At 59.2% G+C, this 17,106-nt stretch carries 12 protein-coding genes and 1 pseudogene; 7 read left to right on the top strand and 6 right to left on the bottom strand.

Annotated elements, in window-relative coordinates; all coding sequences use genetic code 11:
- The first annotated feature begins 256 nt into the window (after positions 1-256).
- A complete protein-coding gene (locus tag AACY49_RS16985) occupies positions 257-514 on the top strand; it encodes a PA4570 family protein (protein WP_258699003.1) in 258 nt (85 codons plus the stop codon).
- Positions 515-645: 131 nt separating this feature from the next.
- Here the strand turns inward: AACY49_RS16985 and AACY49_RS16990 are convergent, their stop codons facing one another.
- The 3 genes and pseudogenes from AACY49_RS16990 to AACY49_RS17000 form a co-directional block, all read right to left on the bottom strand.
- Positions 646-1,263, bottom strand: coding sequence for an FKBP-type peptidyl-prolyl cis-trans isomerase (locus tag AACY49_RS16990; RefSeq protein ID WP_007938433.1), 618 nt, complete (start codon positions 1,261-1,263; stop codon positions 646-648).
- A 129-nt stretch (positions 1,264-1,392) separates the two neighbouring features.
- Positions 1,393-1,686 (bottom strand): DUF6482 family protein, encoded by a 294-nt coding sequence (locus tag AACY49_RS16995; RefSeq protein WP_258699002.1) that lies wholly within the window; start codon positions 1,684-1,686, stop codon positions 1,393-1,395.
- 204 nt (positions 1,687-1,890) lie between these two features.
- Positions 1,891-1,998: pseudogene (locus tag AACY49_RS17000) on the bottom strand (TIGR00645 family protein); the annotation flags it as partial.
- Positions 1,999-2,198: 200 nt separating this feature from the next.
- Here AACY49_RS17000 and AACY49_RS17005 point away from each other — a divergent pair.
- Complete coding sequence (locus AACY49_RS17005) at positions 2,199-4,028, top strand: hypothetical protein (protein WP_339525236.1); 1,830 nt, start codon at positions 2,199-2,201, stop codon at positions 4,026-4,028.
- Positions 4,029-4,033: 5 nt separating this feature from the next.
- Here the strand turns inward: AACY49_RS17005 and AACY49_RS17010 are convergent, their stop codons facing one another.
- Entirely contained in the window at positions 4,034-4,375 is a 342-nt protein-coding gene (locus AACY49_RS17010; protein ID WP_258698999.1) for a PA4575 family protein, read from the bottom strand.
- Between the two features lie 305 nt (positions 4,376-4,680).
- On the bottom strand, positions 4,681-7,119 hold the full coding sequence (locus AACY49_RS17015) for a Lon protease family protein (RefSeq protein WP_339525237.1): 2,439 nt from the start codon (positions 7,117-7,119) through the stop codon (positions 4,681-4,683).
- A 267-nt stretch (positions 7,120-7,386) separates the two neighbouring features.
- Here AACY49_RS17015 and AACY49_RS17020 point away from each other — a divergent pair, with 267 nt between their 5' ends.
- The 4 genes from AACY49_RS17020 (at position 7,387) to AACY49_RS17035 (ending at position 10,918) form a co-directional block, all read left to right on the top strand.
- Complete coding sequence (locus tag AACY49_RS17020; protein WP_258698997.1) at positions 7,387-7,875, top strand: DUF3015 domain-containing protein; 489 nt, start codon at positions 7,387-7,389, stop codon at positions 7,873-7,875.
- Positions 7,876-7,967: 92 nt separating this feature from the next.
- Positions 7,968-9,821, top strand: coding sequence for an Lnb N-terminal periplasmic domain-containing protein (locus AACY49_RS17025; protein ID WP_258698996.1), 1,854 nt, complete (start codon positions 7,968-7,970; stop codon positions 9,819-9,821).
- Between the two features lie 175 nt (positions 9,822-9,996).
- Positions 9,997-10,353, top strand: coding sequence for a hypothetical protein (locus AACY49_RS17030; protein ID WP_339525239.1), 357 nt, complete (start codon positions 9,997-9,999; stop codon positions 10,351-10,353).
- A 70-nt stretch (positions 10,354-10,423) separates the two neighbouring features.
- Positions 10,424-10,918 carry a GreA/GreB family elongation factor gene (locus AACY49_RS17035; RefSeq protein ID WP_339525241.1) on the top strand — a complete coding sequence of 165 codons (495 nt, stop codon included), beginning with the start codon at positions 10,424-10,426 and terminating at the stop codon, positions 10,916-10,918.
- 183 nt (positions 10,919-11,101) lie between these two features.
- Here the strand turns inward: AACY49_RS17035 and ettA are convergent, their stop codons facing one another.
- Positions 11,102-12,766, bottom strand: coding sequence for an energy-dependent translational throttle protein EttA (gene ettA, locus AACY49_RS17040; RefSeq protein ID WP_258698993.1), 1,665 nt, complete (start codon positions 12,764-12,766; stop codon positions 11,102-11,104).
- Between the two features lie 285 nt (positions 12,767-13,051).
- Here ettA and AACY49_RS17045 point away from each other — a divergent pair, with 285 nt between their 5' ends.
- A complete protein-coding gene (locus tag AACY49_RS17045) occupies positions 13,052-16,900 on the top strand; it encodes a sensor domain-containing protein (protein ID WP_258698992.1) in 3,849 nt (1,282 codons plus the stop codon).
- The last annotated feature ends 206 nt before the right edge of the window (positions 16,901-17,106 follow it).

Raw genomic sequence — 17,106 nt, forward strand, 5'->3', positions numbered from 1 at the left:
GCCCCCGTTTCCCAAAAAACCCCTTTCCCCCAAAAATTCGTTCCCGCCGTATTACCACCCCCCCCCGGGGGGGGGTTGGTGGTCGCCCCCCCCCCCCCCCCCCCGCTTCGCCCAACATTCCTCGCAATAGCCAAACGCCAGCCGTTTTGACCTTACGCAATCTTTACCCATAAAAAAACACAGACCGCCAATAGGTCCTTGCTATTTGACGAATAAGAATTATTCTCATTGAAACCCATCAATGGAGATGAGACCCATGACTTATTTGATCGATGCCTGGCTGGACCGCCCACATCCCTACCTCAGAATCCTGCATCGGGAAACCGGGGAAGTCTGTGCGGTGCTTGAAGAAGAAGCCTTGAACGAGCTGCAGGATCAGGGTGATCTGGACGTCAACGGCCTGAGTTCCAGTGAGCCGGTGGTGCTCAAGGAACTGGTGCGCAATCTGTTTCTGTTCTGCTATGCCCGGGCGTTGCGCCCGACCAGTGAACTGAACCATAAGATCGAACTATGAGACAACGCAAAAAAACTGTGGGAGCGAGCCTGCTCGCGATGGCATCACCTCGGTTTCACAGAAAAACCGAGTTGACTGCATCGCGAGCAGGCTCGCTCCCACATTAGCCCGTCATAACGACAGGCCGGGCATTACAGAACGTCGAGCAGTTCGACGTCGAATACCAGTACGCTGTGCGGCGGAATGCTGCCAACGCCTTGAGCGCCGTAAGCCAGTTCGCTCGGCACGTACAGACGCCATTTGCTGCCGGCGTTCATCAGTTGCAGGGCTTCGGTCCAGCCAGCGATGACGCCGCCAACCGGGAATTCTGCAGGCTGACCACGCTCGTAGGAGCTGTCGAACACAGTGCCGTCGATCAGGGTGCCGTGGTAGTGAGTGCGCACTTGATCCTCACGGGTTGGCTTGGCGCCTTCACCTTGAGTCAGCACTTCGAATTGCAGGCCGGAAGCCAGGGTGGTGATGCCTTCGCGCTTGGCGTTTTCAGCCAGGAAAGCCAGACCTTCGCCAGCAGCCGCTTCAGCCTTGGCAGCCGCTTCGGCTTGCATGATCTCGCGGATCACTTTGAAGCTGGCGGACATTTCTTCCTGACCCACACGGCTTGGCTTGCCGGCGAACGCGTCGGTCAGGCCAGCCAGGATCGCGTCCAGGCTAACGCCCGGTGGCGGGTTGTCACGCAGCTGGTCGCCCAACTGACGGCCAATGCCGTAGCTGACGCGGGTTTCGTCGGTGGACAGATTTACTTCGGACATCACACTGCTCCGCTGTGGGGCATCCCTGAAAGGTAAATATTCGTACAGCACTTCCAGAAGAGCCCTTCATAAAAAAGGGCCAGCAGACTAGCACAGATGCCGTCACGTTGATGAGCGGTGTCAGCCCTGTTACGCAGAACGGAAGGTGCTCGGCACTTTTGGGCTTTCCTCAGTGCTGGCACCGCACATTTCGTCATGAGCCGGGGTATGTACAACGTTGAATGACTTGGGACAGGCGTGAAGCACTTCACGCGCATGCTCGACCGAGCGCAGCTGCAATATCTTGCCGTGGGCATCGAGCAATGGATGCGCCGAGCCATGCATCCGTGCCTCCAGCACGTAGAACACGCCTTCCATCGAAACCAGGTTCAGCTCATCGATCTTTCCGGCGATGGCAAACACATTCAACTCTTGCAGGTTCATGAACGCACCTCATGCAGTGGCGAGTCAGGATCCTTACAGGGATATGCCTCGACGTGCCAAAGCACAAGCCACAAACGACACCGCCTGTCTGTTTCACAACTCTGTGGGAGCGGGCTTGCTCGCGAAGACGGTGCAACTGCCAACGATGATGCTGAATGTCATGGCCTCTTCGCGAGCAAGCCCACTCCCACAAGAATCAGTCGATCAGTGCTTGGTCAGCTTGTCCAGATAGCCCATGGCAAACGCAGACACCACAAAGGTAATGTGGATGATCATGTACCACTGCAGATGCTCGGGATCGGTGCCAGTAGCCAACGGGAGGCGTACATTGCATTTTCGATAAAGCGTTCCATTAAATCTCACATCAGGGCTGGAAATGGCGGCGAGTATAACAGCCACCTGTTACACCCAGAAACCGCCGAAAAATCCGCAACCTGCGTGTGTGTGACAAAGTTTTTCTGCTAGTGTCCAGATCATTGACAGGTCAGCGGCGTCAGACAGGAAGACTGGAAATGGATGTGCGATTGCCTTTAACGAGTGCCGGACTTTGCCTCGCTCTGTTGCTCGGTGGTTGTTCGCCCAGCGATGAGAAACGCCAGGTCAGCCTCGAAGAAAAGACCGCGCAGTTCGAAAAATCCCTGGAGACGATCGAGGATCCGAAACTCAAGGACGCTGTGGCCGAGCTAGGCGGCTCACTGTTATTGCTCGAGCGCGCACAACTCAAGCTCGACAGCAAACCGGTGGTCACCGAATACGGCGAAGACGCCCTCGTCGTGCTCAAGCACTACCCCACGCCCCAGGCACTGGTCGACACCTACATCAACGGTCTGTTCGTGCTGCACAAGGATTCCAGTTCGGATTACCTGACCGACCTGCAACCGGTATTCCCCTTCAACTTCAACATTCCGGGCACGTTCCTTTTTCCTCATGGCCTGGAATGGCAATCGGTGACCCTGAGCAACAAGCGCGTCATCGCGTTTCAGCCGGAATGGTCGGAAACCGATCCCGGTATTCAGCTGAGCCCGTCCAGTTCCAACCTGACCAATCCCGATGATTTGACGGTGACCTACCCCTTCATCGAGGGGCTGGATGTGGATAGGAAGAACCAGCCACAACCGGTGAGCCTGCAAGGCAAGGTGGAAATCATCGCTCCACGCCGGCTCTACAGCTTCGACCTGACGAAAAAGGACGTCGGCCAGACGCGCACCAACGACAACCTCAGTGTCACGCTGCTGAAGCTTGAAAAAAACCATGCCGAAATCGAATTCAGTAACAGCGCGCCGCCAGACCCCGAGGTCCGCGATACGCCGCTCAACCCACTGATCGTTCAGGCCAGGGACGCCACCGGGCAATTCCTCGCTCGCTCGGGCGCGATCAATGAAACTGCCGCACAAATTGCGTTCTATCAAAAACAACTGGCGCAAATGCAGCAGCAGAAGGGCTGGAGCGAAGCATTCGAAAAACAGCTCGACGACGATCAGCGTGCGTTTGAAAAGCAACAGACCCGGCATTACACCAAGGTGTACTTCAACGGACCGATCGAAACCCTCGAAGTCAGCCTGCTGGACTTCTCGGGGGTCACGGTCACTCGAAAAAACCTGGACCTGCCGGTACGCCGCTTCGACCAGCACACCACGGAAAAAACCATCCAGCCACTGACCTTGCCCGTGGTGGTGTATGACGACCAGGCCGCGACCTGGCTCAAAGGTGCAACGCTGGGCGAGGAGCAATTGAAAAAGAGCATCAGCATCAGTCAGTCGGTCGATGACCCGAGCGCCGCGCGCATCGAGTTCGATCACCCCAGAAGCTTCAATGACGAACTGCTCGGCACCTCTTTCAATCCCAGCGAAAGCCCGGTGACGTTCTTTACCCAAGATGACAAGGGGCAGCGCGATGGGCCGATCGAACTGCCACCGGAGGCGTATCAGGTCGACCCACTACGCGGCACCATCACCTACGATCTGAATCTGTTTGCAGAAACACCGGCCTACGCGGTGGGCTCCATGCCCCTGCTCCTGGCGACTATCGGCCAGCAAACGTACGACACCCAACCATTGCCCAAAGGCCTGGCGTTCAAAGGGAATGCACTGGTGGTTGACCTGAAGCTGTTTCCCGCCCAGGACTGGCGCTTTTTCGCCAAGGACAACAGTGGCAACTATCTGAAAGAGATTCTTTCGGTCATTCATGACGCGAGCACGCAAGGCCCGGCGTTATTCGCAGTGCATTACTTCTATGGCCAGCCCACACGTCTGGAAACTTATCAGCGAACCAACCTCACCACCGTGCAGTACGGTTTCGAGGTCAAACTCGATAAGGCCGAGCCAGGCAACCTTGATCAATAGCCTGTTCAGTGCTCGGGCCGAAACTCGAAACCGCCAAGGTTGCGGCAACGGCCACCATTGATCTCTCGCAACTGGGCTTGCAGGTGCAGGCACCAGATTTGCGGGTCATCGGCCAATTCGTAGCCATGCAGAGTCAGACTTTCAACAATGGTGTCGAGGATCGACTCAGCCACGACCGGCCCATGAAACGGGCCCTGAGCCTTGATGGCTGAAGGTTGTTCGCCGGCCATTCCGGCGGCGAAGAGCAAGGTCCACATGCCCGTATCTCCCGCCAGCGGGCGGATAGCACATTCGATACGGGTCACAAGGCCCAGGCATTGACGGGTGAGGCAGAGGTTGCGCGACATGGCGGCGACCCTCGGTAGATCCGGTATTCAGCCCCCACGGGAAGGCTGTCTCGATCCAGTGATTACTGTCGATGTCCTTGAGCTGAGAATAGAAGAAAAGTTCGGCTCGCACGCGGACCGAGACCAGAAGGCGCCGAGCGGTCACGGCGTGAATATTGACGCCATTTTGGCGACGCTTTTAATTTGCATTGAACACAAAACCCTGTGGGAGCGGGCTTGCTCGCGAAGGCGGCATAACAGTCGACATTAATGCTGAATGTCAGTCCGTCTTCGCGAGTAAGCCCGCTCCTACATGGGGGGGCGCGTCAGGCCGGCTTGGTTTCCACCAACGCTTCCTGCGCCAACTCCTTTTCGGCCTCCTTGAGGTCTTCGTCGCTGATCATTTCCGCGATCACCCGCAAGCGTTCCACCACCCGGGCGTTGACGCTGCCTTCAGGAAATTCGCCATTCTCATCCGGCTCACCGGCCGGCTCGCCGACCAACAGGCTCAGGGCTTCGTCAGCCTGGCGCACCGCGTAGACATGGAACTGCCCCGCCCGCACCGCCGCCAACACCTTCTCGTCGAGCATCAGCGTAGCAACGTTGGCCTGAGGAATGATCGCCCCTTGCTCACCGGTCAGGCCGCGAGCTTCGCAGAGCCGGAAGAAACCTTCGATCTTCTCGTTGACCCCACCCACCGCCTGCACTTCACCGAACTGGTTGATCGAACCGGTAATCGCGAAGCACTGCTTGAGCGGGGTTTTCGACAAGGCCGAGATCAGTGTGCAGGCCTCGCCCAAAGACGCGCTATCGCCGTCGACATAACCGTAGGACTGCTCCAGGGCGATACTCGCGGAAATCGCCAACGGGAATTCCTGGGCATAACGGCTGCCCAGGTACCCGGTGAGGATCATCACGCCTTTGGAGTGGATCGGCTGGCCGAGGTTGACCTCGCGCTCGATGTCGACGATACCGCTGCCGCCCGGATAAACCGTGGCGGAGATCCGCGCCGGCACCCCGAAAGCCGAATCGCCGACTTCCAGCACCGTCAGCCCGTTGCACTTGCCGACCGCCGCGCCATCGGTGTCGATCAGAATGATCCCGGCCAGCATGTCATCGAGAATCCGCGCCGAAACGCGCCCGGTACGGGTGGCCTTGGCCTTGAGTGCACGTTCGATGTGCCCGGCGTCGGTCATCTCGTCACCCGCCAGGTCGCGAATGAAATCCGCTTCGCTGACCAGCTGGAACAGATCGCCGATCCGCGCCGACAAACGCCCTTGATGTTCGGCCAGACGCGCGCTGTAAGTCGCCAGACGCGCCACCGCATCGGCGGTCAGCGGCGCCATGCCTTCCTCGGACGTACGGGTTTTGAGTAACTGGGCGAACTGCTCCAGGCTCTCGTCGACCATCGGGATGTCTTCGTCGAAATCCACCAGGACGCGGAACATCTCCTGGAAGTCCGGATCGAGGTCTTGCAGCGTGTAGTAGAGCTGCCGGGCGCCGATGATGACGACCTTGACCTGCAACGGAATGTTTTGCGGTGTCAGGGTCACGGTGGCCAGACGGCCCAGCTCACCCAGAGGCGATTCCATTTTCAGCTTGCGCGATTGCAGGGCGCGCTTGAGCGCATCCCACACAAATGGCTCGCTGAGCATTTTTTCCGCTTCGAGGATCAGGAAACCGCCATTGGCCCGGTGCAGCGCACCCGGTCGCAGCTGCCGATAGGTGGTGTAGAGCGCGCCTTGGTCGGTGCTGTATTCGATGCGACCGAACAGGTTGTCGTAGGTCGGGTGCGGCTCGAAGACCACCGGCGCACCGCCGCTGAACGGATGACCCACCACCAGGCTCGGGGCGTATTGCTCTTCAAGCAATTTGCGGGCGACAGCGTCGGTCTTGCTGTCGTCCACCAGTTGCTCGACCACTGTCTTGAGCAGGTACACCTGCATCGCTTGCAGGTAACCGCAAACGCCTGCGTTTTCCGCGTACTTTTCCGACAGCGGCGACAGCAATGGCTGCAAGGCCAGGGTGATGGTTTCTTCGTTGAGCTGACGCAGCTGATTGCTCGACTCGCGCTTCCATTGCGGCAGGCTGGCAAGTTCTTCGTTCAACCGCTCTTCGAGCCCGGAAATGTCGTCATGAAAGCGCTCGCGCTCGGCTTCCGGCAACTGGGCGAACTCAGCCTCATCCAGGGCCTTGCCTTCGCTCATCGGCGTGAAGGCGATGTTGCTGCTGTCGCGGTACAGCGCGACCTCTTTCTCCAGCGCCAGACGCTCGATCACGTCCAGTGCCCGGTCATAACGCTGGTTGAAAGCGCGGTCGATGGCGCTTTTCTTCTGCTGGTAGGACGGGTGCTCGAACACCGCCGGAAAGGTCGCCAACAGGTTGTCGATCAAACCGTTGATGTCGCCGATGAAGGCGCCTGCGGTGCCCGACGGCAACTCCAGGGCGCGAGGCTCGCGCGGCTCATCGAAATTATTGACGTAGACCCAGTCCGCCGGGGTCTGCAGGCGTTTGCCTTCGGCCTTGAGGTAGCGTTTGACGAACGAGAAGCGGCCAGTGCCGGGCTCGCCCATGACGAATACGTTGTAACCGGGGCGTGGCATGGCCACACCGAACTGCAAGGCTTCGACCGCACGTTCCTGGCCAAGCACACCGCGGAAGGGCTCCAGATCATTGGTGGTAGAGAAGCTGAACTGTTCAGCGGAAAACGGACGGGTCAGCGCTTCGGGCGCTAGACGCAAGCTGGCAGCAACAGGATCAGGCATCGGGCTTCCTTACATCAGGCGGGGCAGATAGCGGCATTCTGGCGCTGCCCGTACCTCACTGGCAAGGCGCGCCTCAAGCCAAAGCTTAGACAAAGCGCCAGCTCCAGGCCGAGCGGGTCAAAATCAATGTTTTCAAGGAATGTTTCGCAAAAGGTTACGCAACCCCTTAAACTCCAAACCGCGCGGCTGGAACTAATAACCGGCCCACTGGCACCATTAGGGGCCAGCACCCTGTCCATTGGCATGCACACAAAAGAGAACATAGCTATGAAACGGATTCTTCTCGGTACTCTCTTCACCGCTGTATCCATCAACGCCATGGCTCAGGCGCCAGGCGGTCCGGACTGCGGTTGGGGCAACATGCTGTTCGAAGGTCAGCGTGGCACCCCGGCACACTTCCTGGCATCCACCACCAACGGCACTTCCGGTAACGCAACCTTCGGTATGACCTCCGGTACCAACGGTTGCTCGACCAATGCGGCGCTGACCTATGGCGGCAAATCCTGGATCGCCATGAATGGCATGATGAACGAGCTGTCCGAAGACATGGCCAAAGGTCAGGGCGAAGCGCTGACCACTTACGCCGTGGTCCTGGGCGTGGCGCCGGAAGACCGTGCGCATTTCGCCGCGGTGGCTCATCAGCACTTCCAGCAGATTTTCAGCAAAGCTGATGTGACCGCTGAAGACGTGCATACCAACACCCTGGCCGTATTGAAGAACGATCCTCGTCTGGCCAAGTACGCCACTCAAGCATAAGCTCGACCCACCCCGCTCCTTTCTGGGAGCGGGTTTTGTTTTTTGGACCTGACCCCTTGGTCTTTGTTTTCTTCGAGTTCAAGTAGCCTCCTATGCTCAAACGCCTTGCCTGGCTGGCGCTCTGTGTCTGCGCCCCGCTGTCCGGCGCGCCACACATCGACAATCAACGTTTGCAGCACTTGGCCAACGACCCCTTCTGGATTTCCCTGGGCCATTACGAAACCGCCAAGCTCGGTGGCTGGCGCAGTTACGTCAGCGACAAGAAGTTCTTCCTCGCCCCCGATGGTAACGAACACCCCGACCGTGAACTGGCGGCGACCGTGCAGGCACTGTATGCCCCGGCCAGTGCCGGCGAGCAGCATGCGCAATGCGTCTATCCGGCCCGCACCCGCTGGTTGAGGGCGCAGCTTGAGCTGAGCGGTCTGCCGACGCCGGACTGCGCTGAGTTCAAACAGTGGTTCAAGGACGTTTCGCCCCACAGTGCGGTGATGATTTTCCCGGCGGCCTACCTGAACAGCCCGTCGTCGATGTTCGGTCACACGTTGCTACGCATCGATCAGGCCGATGTGCAGAGCGACAAGACGTCACTACTCAGTTACGCGATCAACTTCGGCGCCTACATCGAAGGTTCGGACAACAGCATTCTGTACGCCTGGAAAGGCTTGATGGGCGGTTATCCGGGGCTGTTTGCCCTGGTGCCCTACCAGGAAAAGCTCTCGGAATACCGTAGCCTCGAGAACCGCGATCTGTGGGAATACCGCCTGAATCTGACCCAGCAGGAAACCGAGCGCATGGTCGAGCACGTCTGGGAACTCAAACAGATCCAGTTCGACTACTTTTTCTTCGACGAAAACTGCTCTTATCGCCTGCTTGAGCTGCTGCAAGTGGCGCGGCCGGGCCTGAAGTTGACCGAGCAATTCCCGTTGACCGCCATTCCCACCGACACGGTCAAAGCGGTGAAACAGGCCGGGCTGGTGGAATCGATTGAATATCGCCCGTCCCGCGAGCGTGAGCTGCTGAGCCGCGCAGAACCGTTGACCGCTGAAGAACAGGACTGGGTGCTAAAGCTCAGTGCCGATCAGAAGCAATTGCAGGCCCCGGCGTTCAAGGCTCAGCCTCGAGACCGTCAGGCGTTGATCATCGATGCGGCTTACCGCCTGGAACGTTATCGCGCCAACGGCCAGGAACGTGACCCGCAACGGGCGCAGCGCAGTTTCGAATTGCTGCGCGCAATCAATCAAAACCCGCCTCCGGAACTGGACATTGCGCAACCTGACTTGCCCGAAGACGGCCACGAATCCCGTACCTGGCAGGCCGGCATCGGCACCCGGGGCGACAAGGCCTTCGGCGAATATGGCCTGCGCATGGCCTATCACGACCTCAACGACAACGCCGAAGGCTTCCCGCTTGGCGCGCAGATCGAAATCCTGCAGATGAAGCTGCGCCAATACGAAGGTAATCACTGGCAGTTGCAGCAACTGGACCTGGCGACCATCCGCTCCCTGACCCCGCGCAACGCGCTCTTGCAGCCGTTGTCGTGGCAAGTCACCGGCGGCCTGGAGCGCGTGCCGGGCAAGCACGATGACGAAACCCTGGTCAGCCATGTCAACGGTGGCGGCGGCGGAACCTGGCAACTGGGTGACGACATGCTCGGGTTCGCCTTGGGCACCGTTCGCGTGGAGCACAACAATGACTTCGCGGGCTTCATCGCCCCGGCGGCGGGCTTTAACAGCGGCCTGCTGTGGAAAAACCCGCTGGGCAATTTCAGCCTGGAAGCCAAGGGTGATTACTTCACTAACGGCGAAGTGCGCCGTAGTGTGAGCCTGAATCAGCAGTGGGAATTGTCGCGTAATCTGGGTGTGCGCCTAAGTGCCCAACGCGAGTTCAGCCACCTGGCTTCACCCGAAAACGAAGTGATGCTTGAGGTGAAGTGGTATCACTATTGATCGTTGCTTAACCGCAAAAGATCGCAGCCTTCGGCAGCTCCTACAGGACCGCATATAACCGTGCTTTTGTAGGAGCTGCCGAAGGCTGCGATCTTTTAATCTTTCTTTCACTCCCAGCTGACAAATCCGCTTCTAGACTTCCCTTATAGGCCGTTGAACGGTCCAGGAGTCCAAGATGTGGCGTTGCGTGGGTGTGTGGGGGTTGTTGGTATTGATCACGGGGTGCCAGTCGACCCATGAAGATCTGATCAGCAAGGGTTATCCACCGGCATTCGCCGACGGCTTCGATGACGGTTGCAGCAGTGGCCGGCAGGCCGCCGGGGCAATCACTGGCGAGTTTCGCAAAAACGTCCCACGTTACCTCAAGGACAAGCAATACGCCGAAGGCTGGACCGATGGCTTCCGTCAGTGCCAGGCCATGCGCGAAAACGAGGATCGAAACGAGTACAGGGAACGCCATTGGGACGAGCGCGAACGGGCCTGGCAACAGCAGAAAGACCGGGACGCCGCGCGAGCCTATCGCTCGCAATAAGTCGTTTACAGACATTCGTCGAAACTTAAAGCCTGCGACCATGGCCCAAACCCTATAACGGGAGAAAAGCATGAGTCGTGCCTTCGTCAATGAAGATAACGCCGCCGCGCAAGCCGATCAGCCAGTCGAACGGCAGGTCAGCGCGCAGCCCAATTACGTCACGCCAGCCGGTTTCGCACAGCTTCAGGCGAAAGTCGACGAGCTGCAAAACCTGCTCGATCAGGAAAGCGCCAAAGGTGACCTGGCCGATAAGCAGCGCCAGGCCGACCTCGATCGCGACTGGCGCTACTTCAAGCAGCGCCTGCAAAGCGCCCAGGTGGTCGCACTGGCTTCCTCGACCGATAAAGTGCAGATCGGCAACTGGGTGACATTTGCCGACGAACACAATCATGAACAGCGCGTGCAATTGGTCGGAGAAGACCAAGCGGATGCCGCCCATGGGCTGATCAATTGGAGCTCGCCGCTGGGGCGAGCATTGCTTGGGGCGCAAGTGGGCGATGACGTGTTGTGGAAGCGGCCGGCGGGGGATTTGGTGATTGAGGTTCTTACGATAGAGATCGGGTGATATCGAGGCCGCCATCGCGAGCAGGCTCGCTCCCACAGGGGATTTGTATTGGCCACCAATTTTCAGTTCACTGAAGATCAAATGTGGGAGCGAGCCTGCTCGCGATAGCCGCGACTCGGTCTTCCTGAAACCCATAAAAAACGGAGCCCCGAAGGCTCCGTTTTTTATGCAACCAACCTGAAATCAGGCCAGTTTCTTGTGCCGTACGCGGTGCGGCTGGGAAGCCGCTTCGCCGAGGCGTTTCTTGCGATCGGCTTCGTACTCGGTGTAGTTGCCTTCGAAGAACACGGCTTGCGAGTCGTCTTCGTACGCCAGGATGTGAGTCGCGACGCGGTCAAGGAACCACCGATCGTGAGAGATCACAATGGCGGCGCCCGGGAAGTCCAGCAAGGCTTCTTCCAGGGAACGCAGGGTTTCAACGTCGAGGTCGTTGGACGGTTCGTCGAGCAGCAGGACGTTGCCGCCCTCTTTCAGGGTCAGGGCCAGGTGCAAGCGACCACGCTCACCGCCGGACAGGTCCTTGACGAACTTCTGCTGATCGCCGCCCTTGAAGTTGAAACGGCCAACGTAGGTGCGCGACGGGATCTCGTAGCTGCCGATGCGAATCTGGTCGGAACCGTCGGAGATCTGCTGGAACACCGTTTTGCTGCCTTCCAGGTCTTCACGGCTTTGATCCACGCATGCCAGTTGCACGGTTTCGCCGACTTCGATGCTGCCCGAATCCGGCGTTTCCTTGCCCATCAGCATGCGGAACAGCGTCGATTTACCGGCACCGTTACCGCCGATCACACCAACGATGGCGCCTTTAGGCATGGAGAACGACAGGTTGTCGATCAACACGCGATCGCCGTAGCCCTTGCTGACGTTCTTGAATTCGATGACCTTGTCGCCCAGGCGCGGACCGGCCGGGATGTAGATCTCGTTGGTTTCGCTGCGCTTCTGGAATTCCTGCGATTGCATTTCTTCGAAGCGTTGCAGACGGGCCTTGGATTTGGACTGGCGGGCCTTGGCGCCTTTGCGCACCCACTCCAGTTCTTCCTTCATGGCCTTTTCGTGGGCCGACTGCTGCTTGGATTCGGCCGCCAGACGATCGGACTTGGCTTCGAGCCAACCCGAATAGTTGCCCTCGTACGGGATACCGGCACCACGGTCGAGCTCGAGGATCCAGCCGGCGACGTTGTCCAGGAAGTAGCGGTCGTGCGTGATCGCAACCACGGTGCCCGGGAAGTCGTGCAGGAAATGCTCCAGCCAGGCGACGGAATCGGCGTCCAGGTGGTTGGTCGGTTCGTCGAGCAGCAGCATGTCCGGGGCGGACAGCAGCAGACGGCACAGGGCCACACGGCGCTTTTCACCACCGGAGAGGTGTTCGACCCTGGCGTCCCAGGCCGGCAGACGCAGTGCATCGGCGGCGACTTCCAGTTGGCGATCCAGGTTGTGACCGTCGCTGGCCTGCAGGATGGCTTCGAGTTTGGCCTGTTCGGCAGCGAGCTTGTCGAAGTCGGCATCCGGATCAGCGTAAGCGGCGTAGACCTCGTCCAGGCGCGCCTGGGCATCCTTGATCACGCTGACCGCTTCCTCGACCACTTCTCGCACGGTCTTGGTCGGGTCCAGAATGGGTTCTTGCGGCAGGTAGCCGATGTTCAGGTCTGGCATCGGACGGGCTTCACCGTCGAACTCGGTGTCGACGCCCGCCATGATTTTCAACAGGGTGGATTTACCCGAACCGTTGAGGCCGAGTACGCCGATCTTGGCGCCAGGGAAGAACGACAGCGAAATGTTTTTCAGGATTTCCCGCTTCGGCGGAACAACTTTGCCCAGCCGATGCATGGTGAAGACGTATTGAGCCATGGAGAACCTAGGGTCAGTGACTGATGAATGATTAGAGCGCAGGCGATGCCCGGCCAGGCCATGCGCGTCGTTCGATTGATGGGTATCAAGGCGTGCGCGCTGAAAAAACCTGAGTCTAGGAGCTGGAACGCTCCCGCGTAACCGGCAAAGCTACCTGATTGACGGAAGGCAGTCCAGCCGAGCGGGACTGGCACTTCGCCACAACTCAAGGCATGCTAGCCGCCCTTCGGGCGCCCGGCTTATAGTGCACGTCGCGCCAGTCCAGCCAAACCGCAGGATTACAGTTTGTCCAATGTCACTCCGACACCGTTCGTTAGCGCACTTGATTCTGCGAGCGGCTCCCCCCTGCGCGGAACATTGAAGGGCGCGCTGGCGACCCTCGTGCTGTTGCTGCTCACCCTCCTGTTCTGGCAGCTCCTGGATCAGCTTCGCGAAACCCAGAAAAACCAGCGCCAGTACACCATCGACTACACCGCCGATCTGGCTTCGCAAGTCAGCCTGAACATGGCGCTCAATGCCCAGATCGCCCTTAATTTGCTACCGTTCATCGAACAACCGCAAAGCGCCGACGAACAGCAGGCGTTGCTGCTCAAACTGCAACAATCGCTGCCCGACCTGCGCAGCCTGGCGCTGCTCAGCCCCTCCGGAAAGATTCTCAGCGACAGCGCCGTCGACAGCCCGGACGCCAGCTACCTGAGCGAACTGGTCCAGCGCAGCCGCGCCCAGGCCCACTATTTCAGCAATGCTGACGACGGCTCGGTGGTGCACCTGCTCCTGCATCAGGCCAGCGGCAGTTCCCGCGGCTATTGGGCCCTGCGCCTGACGCCAACGTTTTTCGCTTCACTGACCAAACAGGGCGACACCGGCATTCGCCCCCTGTGGCTGGTGGAGAACCGCATCAATCATCAAATCATCAGCCGTGAGGATGCCCTGCCCTCGGCCAAGCCGACGGTGTTGACACCCGATGAACTGGCCAACAGCGTGCTGACCGTTCCTCTGAGCAGCAGCGACTGGCAACTGCGCGGGCTGTTCGACCGGCAACAGGTGCTCGAGCAACTGCTGCCGGCGTTTATCGGCAAATGCCTGCTGGGCCTGGCCTTCTCTCTGCTACCGTTCATCGCGCTGCTGAACATTCGTCGCCGTCAACGCCAGCTGCACGAAGGCCGCCGACGCTATCAGGACATTTTCGAAGGCACCGGCGTTGCGTTATGCGTGCTCGACCTGTCCGGGCTTAAAAGTATTTTCGACAAGGCTCAACTCAACAGCAGCGAGCAGTTGAAGGCCTGGCTCGACACACCGGAGCAACGCCAGCAACTGCTGCAGGAACTGCGCATCACCGAGGTCAATCAGGTTGCCCTGCAACTGCTCAACGTCAATTCTTGCGATCAGGCCTGGAAACTGCTGATCGACGGCTGTCCGCTGGACTGCACGGCCATCGGCAATCAAGTGCTCGACGCAGTGCTCCACCAGCAGAAACAGCTTGAGCTGGAAATCAAATTCCAGGACGCCGATCGCCGCGACCAGCACCTATGGCTGGTGTTGCGCCTGCCAGAAGATCAGGCCGACTATAGAGCGGTGATCCTGAGCATCAGCGACATCACTAGCCGTAAGCTCATCGAACTGTCGCTGCTGGAGCGTGAAGGGTTCTGGTCCGACGTGGTGCGCACCGTGCCGGATCACCTGTATGTGCAGGATGTGATCAGCCCGCGGATGATCTTCAGCAACCACCATCTGGGGCAGACGCTGGGTTACAACCGCACCGAGCTGCACCAGATGGGCGAGTACTTCTGGGAAATCCTCTTGCACCCCGAAGATGCCGACTATTACCACCGTTCACGCCAATCCCAGCGTCAAGCCGGTTACACCCAATTGCTGCAGTGCCAGCTGCGTTTCCGTCATCGCAACGGCAAATGGCGGCGTTTCGATATACGCGAACAGGCCTTGGCGCGAGACAAGCACGACCAGGTCACACGCATCATCGGCGTGGCCAAGGACATCACCGAACAGATCGAAGCCAGCGAGTCTCTGCGCGATAGCGAGCAGCGTTACCGGATGCTCGCCGAAAGCATCAGCGACGTGATTTTCTCCACCGACAGCAAGATGGCGCTCAATTACGTTAGCCCTTCGGTGCAAGCCGTGCTGGGCTTCGACGCCGACTGGATATTCCAGAACGGCTGGCAATCGACCATCGCAAACCCGCAACAACTGAGCGGCATCTACAGCCTGATGGACCGGGTCAGCAAAGCGCTGGATAAACCCGATCAACTGGCACTGCTGCGCAGTCAGGTGCAGACCCAACTGTTTTTGTTCGACTGCCTGCGGGCCGACGGACGCAAGATTCCCATCGAGTTGCGTCTGGTGCTGGTCTGGGACGAACACGGTGCCTTCGAAGGCGTGCTCGGGGTCGGTCGCGACATCAGCCAGCAACGCCGGGCCGAGAAAGACCTGCGCATGGCAGCCACGGTATTCGAGCACTCGACCTCGGCGATTCTGATCACTGACCCGGCCGGCTACATCGTCCAGGCCAACGAGGCCTTCAGTCGCGTCAGCGGCTATGCGGTGTCCCAGGTCCTCGATCAGTTGCCGAACATGCTCACCGTCGACGAGCAGCAGGAAGCTCATCTGCGCTATGTGCTCAAGCAATTGCATCAGCACAGCACCTGGGAAGGCGAAGTCTGGCTCAAGCGCCGCAATGGTGAGCATTACCCGGCCTGGGTCGGGATTACGGCGGTGCTCGACGACGAAGGCGACCTGGCCAGTTACGTGTGTTTCTTCAGCGACATCAGCGAACGCAAGGCCAGTGAACAACGAATTCACCGCCTCGCCTATTACGATGCCCTGACCCACCTGCCCAACCGCACGCTGTTCCAGGATCGCCTGCACACCGCGCTGCAATCGGCCGAACGACAGAAGTCCTGGGTGGTGCTGATGTTCCTCGACCTGGACCGCTTCAAGCCGATCAACGACTCCCTGGGCCACGCCGCCGGCGACCGTATGCTCAAGGAAATGGCCACGCGCCTGCTGGGTTGCGTCGACGATGACGACACCGTGGCGCGCATGGGCGGCGATGAGTTCACGTTGCTTCTGCAACCGCGGGTCAACCGCGAGATCGCCCTGAACCGGGCGATTCATGTGGCCGAACAGATCCTCGCCAGCCTGGTGAAACCGTTCGTGCTGGAAGGCCGCGAGTTTTTTGTCACTGCCAGTATCGGTATTGCCCTGAGCCCTCAGGACGGCAGCGAACTCAGTCAGCTGATGAAAAACGCCGACACTGCGATGTACCACGCCAAGGAGCGTGGCAAAAACAACTTCCAGTTCTATCAGGCGGACATGAACGCCAGTGCCCTGGAGCGCCTGGAGCTGGAAAGCGACTTGCGCCATGCCCTGGAGCAAAACGAATTCGTGCTGTATTACCAACCGCAATTCAGCGGCGACGGCAAACGCCTGACCGGCGCCGAAGCCCTGCTGCGCTGGCGCCACCCGCGACGCGGTCTGGTGCCGCCGGGGGATTTCATTCCGGTGCTCGAAGAACTCGGCCTGGTAGTGGATGTCGGCGACTGGGTGATCAGCGAAGCCTGCCGTCAGCTCAAGACCTGGCACCAGGCCAAGGTGCGGGTACCGAAGGTTTCGGTGAATATTTCGGCCCGGCAGTTCTCCGACGGGCAGCTCGGCACGCGGATCGCCACGATTCTCAAGGAAACCGGCCTGCCGCCGGCGTGCCTGGAGCTGGAACTGACCGAAAGTATTCTGATGCGTGAAGTCAGCGAGGCGATGCAGATCCTCGCCGGGTTGAAAAACCTCGGCTTGAGTATCGCGGTCGACGACTTCGGCACCGGTTATTCATCGCTCAACTACCTCAAGCAATTCCCGATCGACGTGCTTAAAATCGACCGTACTTTCGTCGACGGCCTGCCCTCGGGCGAACAGGATGCGCAGATTGCCCGGGCGATCATCGCCATGGCTCACAGCCTCAATCTGGCGGTGATCGCCGAGGGTGTGGAAACCCACGAGCAGCTCGACTTCCTGCGTGAGCATGGTTGCGATGAGGTTCAGGGGTATCTGTTTGGACGTCCGATGCCGGCGAGTCGGTTTGAGGCGCAGTTCAGCAATGATGCGTTGTTCATGTTTGACTGAAGCTATGTGGTGAGGCTGCTGGCCTCATCGCGGGCAAGCCCGCTCCCACAGTTTTTTGGGTGAATCCAAGATTTGTGACCACTGAAGATCACTGTGGGAGCGGGCTTGCCCGCGATGAGGCCCGCACGATCACCGCTGATCCCGTCATGAAGCCCACTTGTCTGCGACATGATGTCCTTTCATATGCCATCTAAAACCCATTGGGT

It is taken from the genome of Pseudomonas sp. EL_65y_Pfl2_R96, assembly GCF_963970905.1.
Taxonomy (GTDB): domain Bacteria; phylum Pseudomonadota; class Gammaproteobacteria; order Pseudomonadales; family Pseudomonadaceae; genus Aquipseudomonas.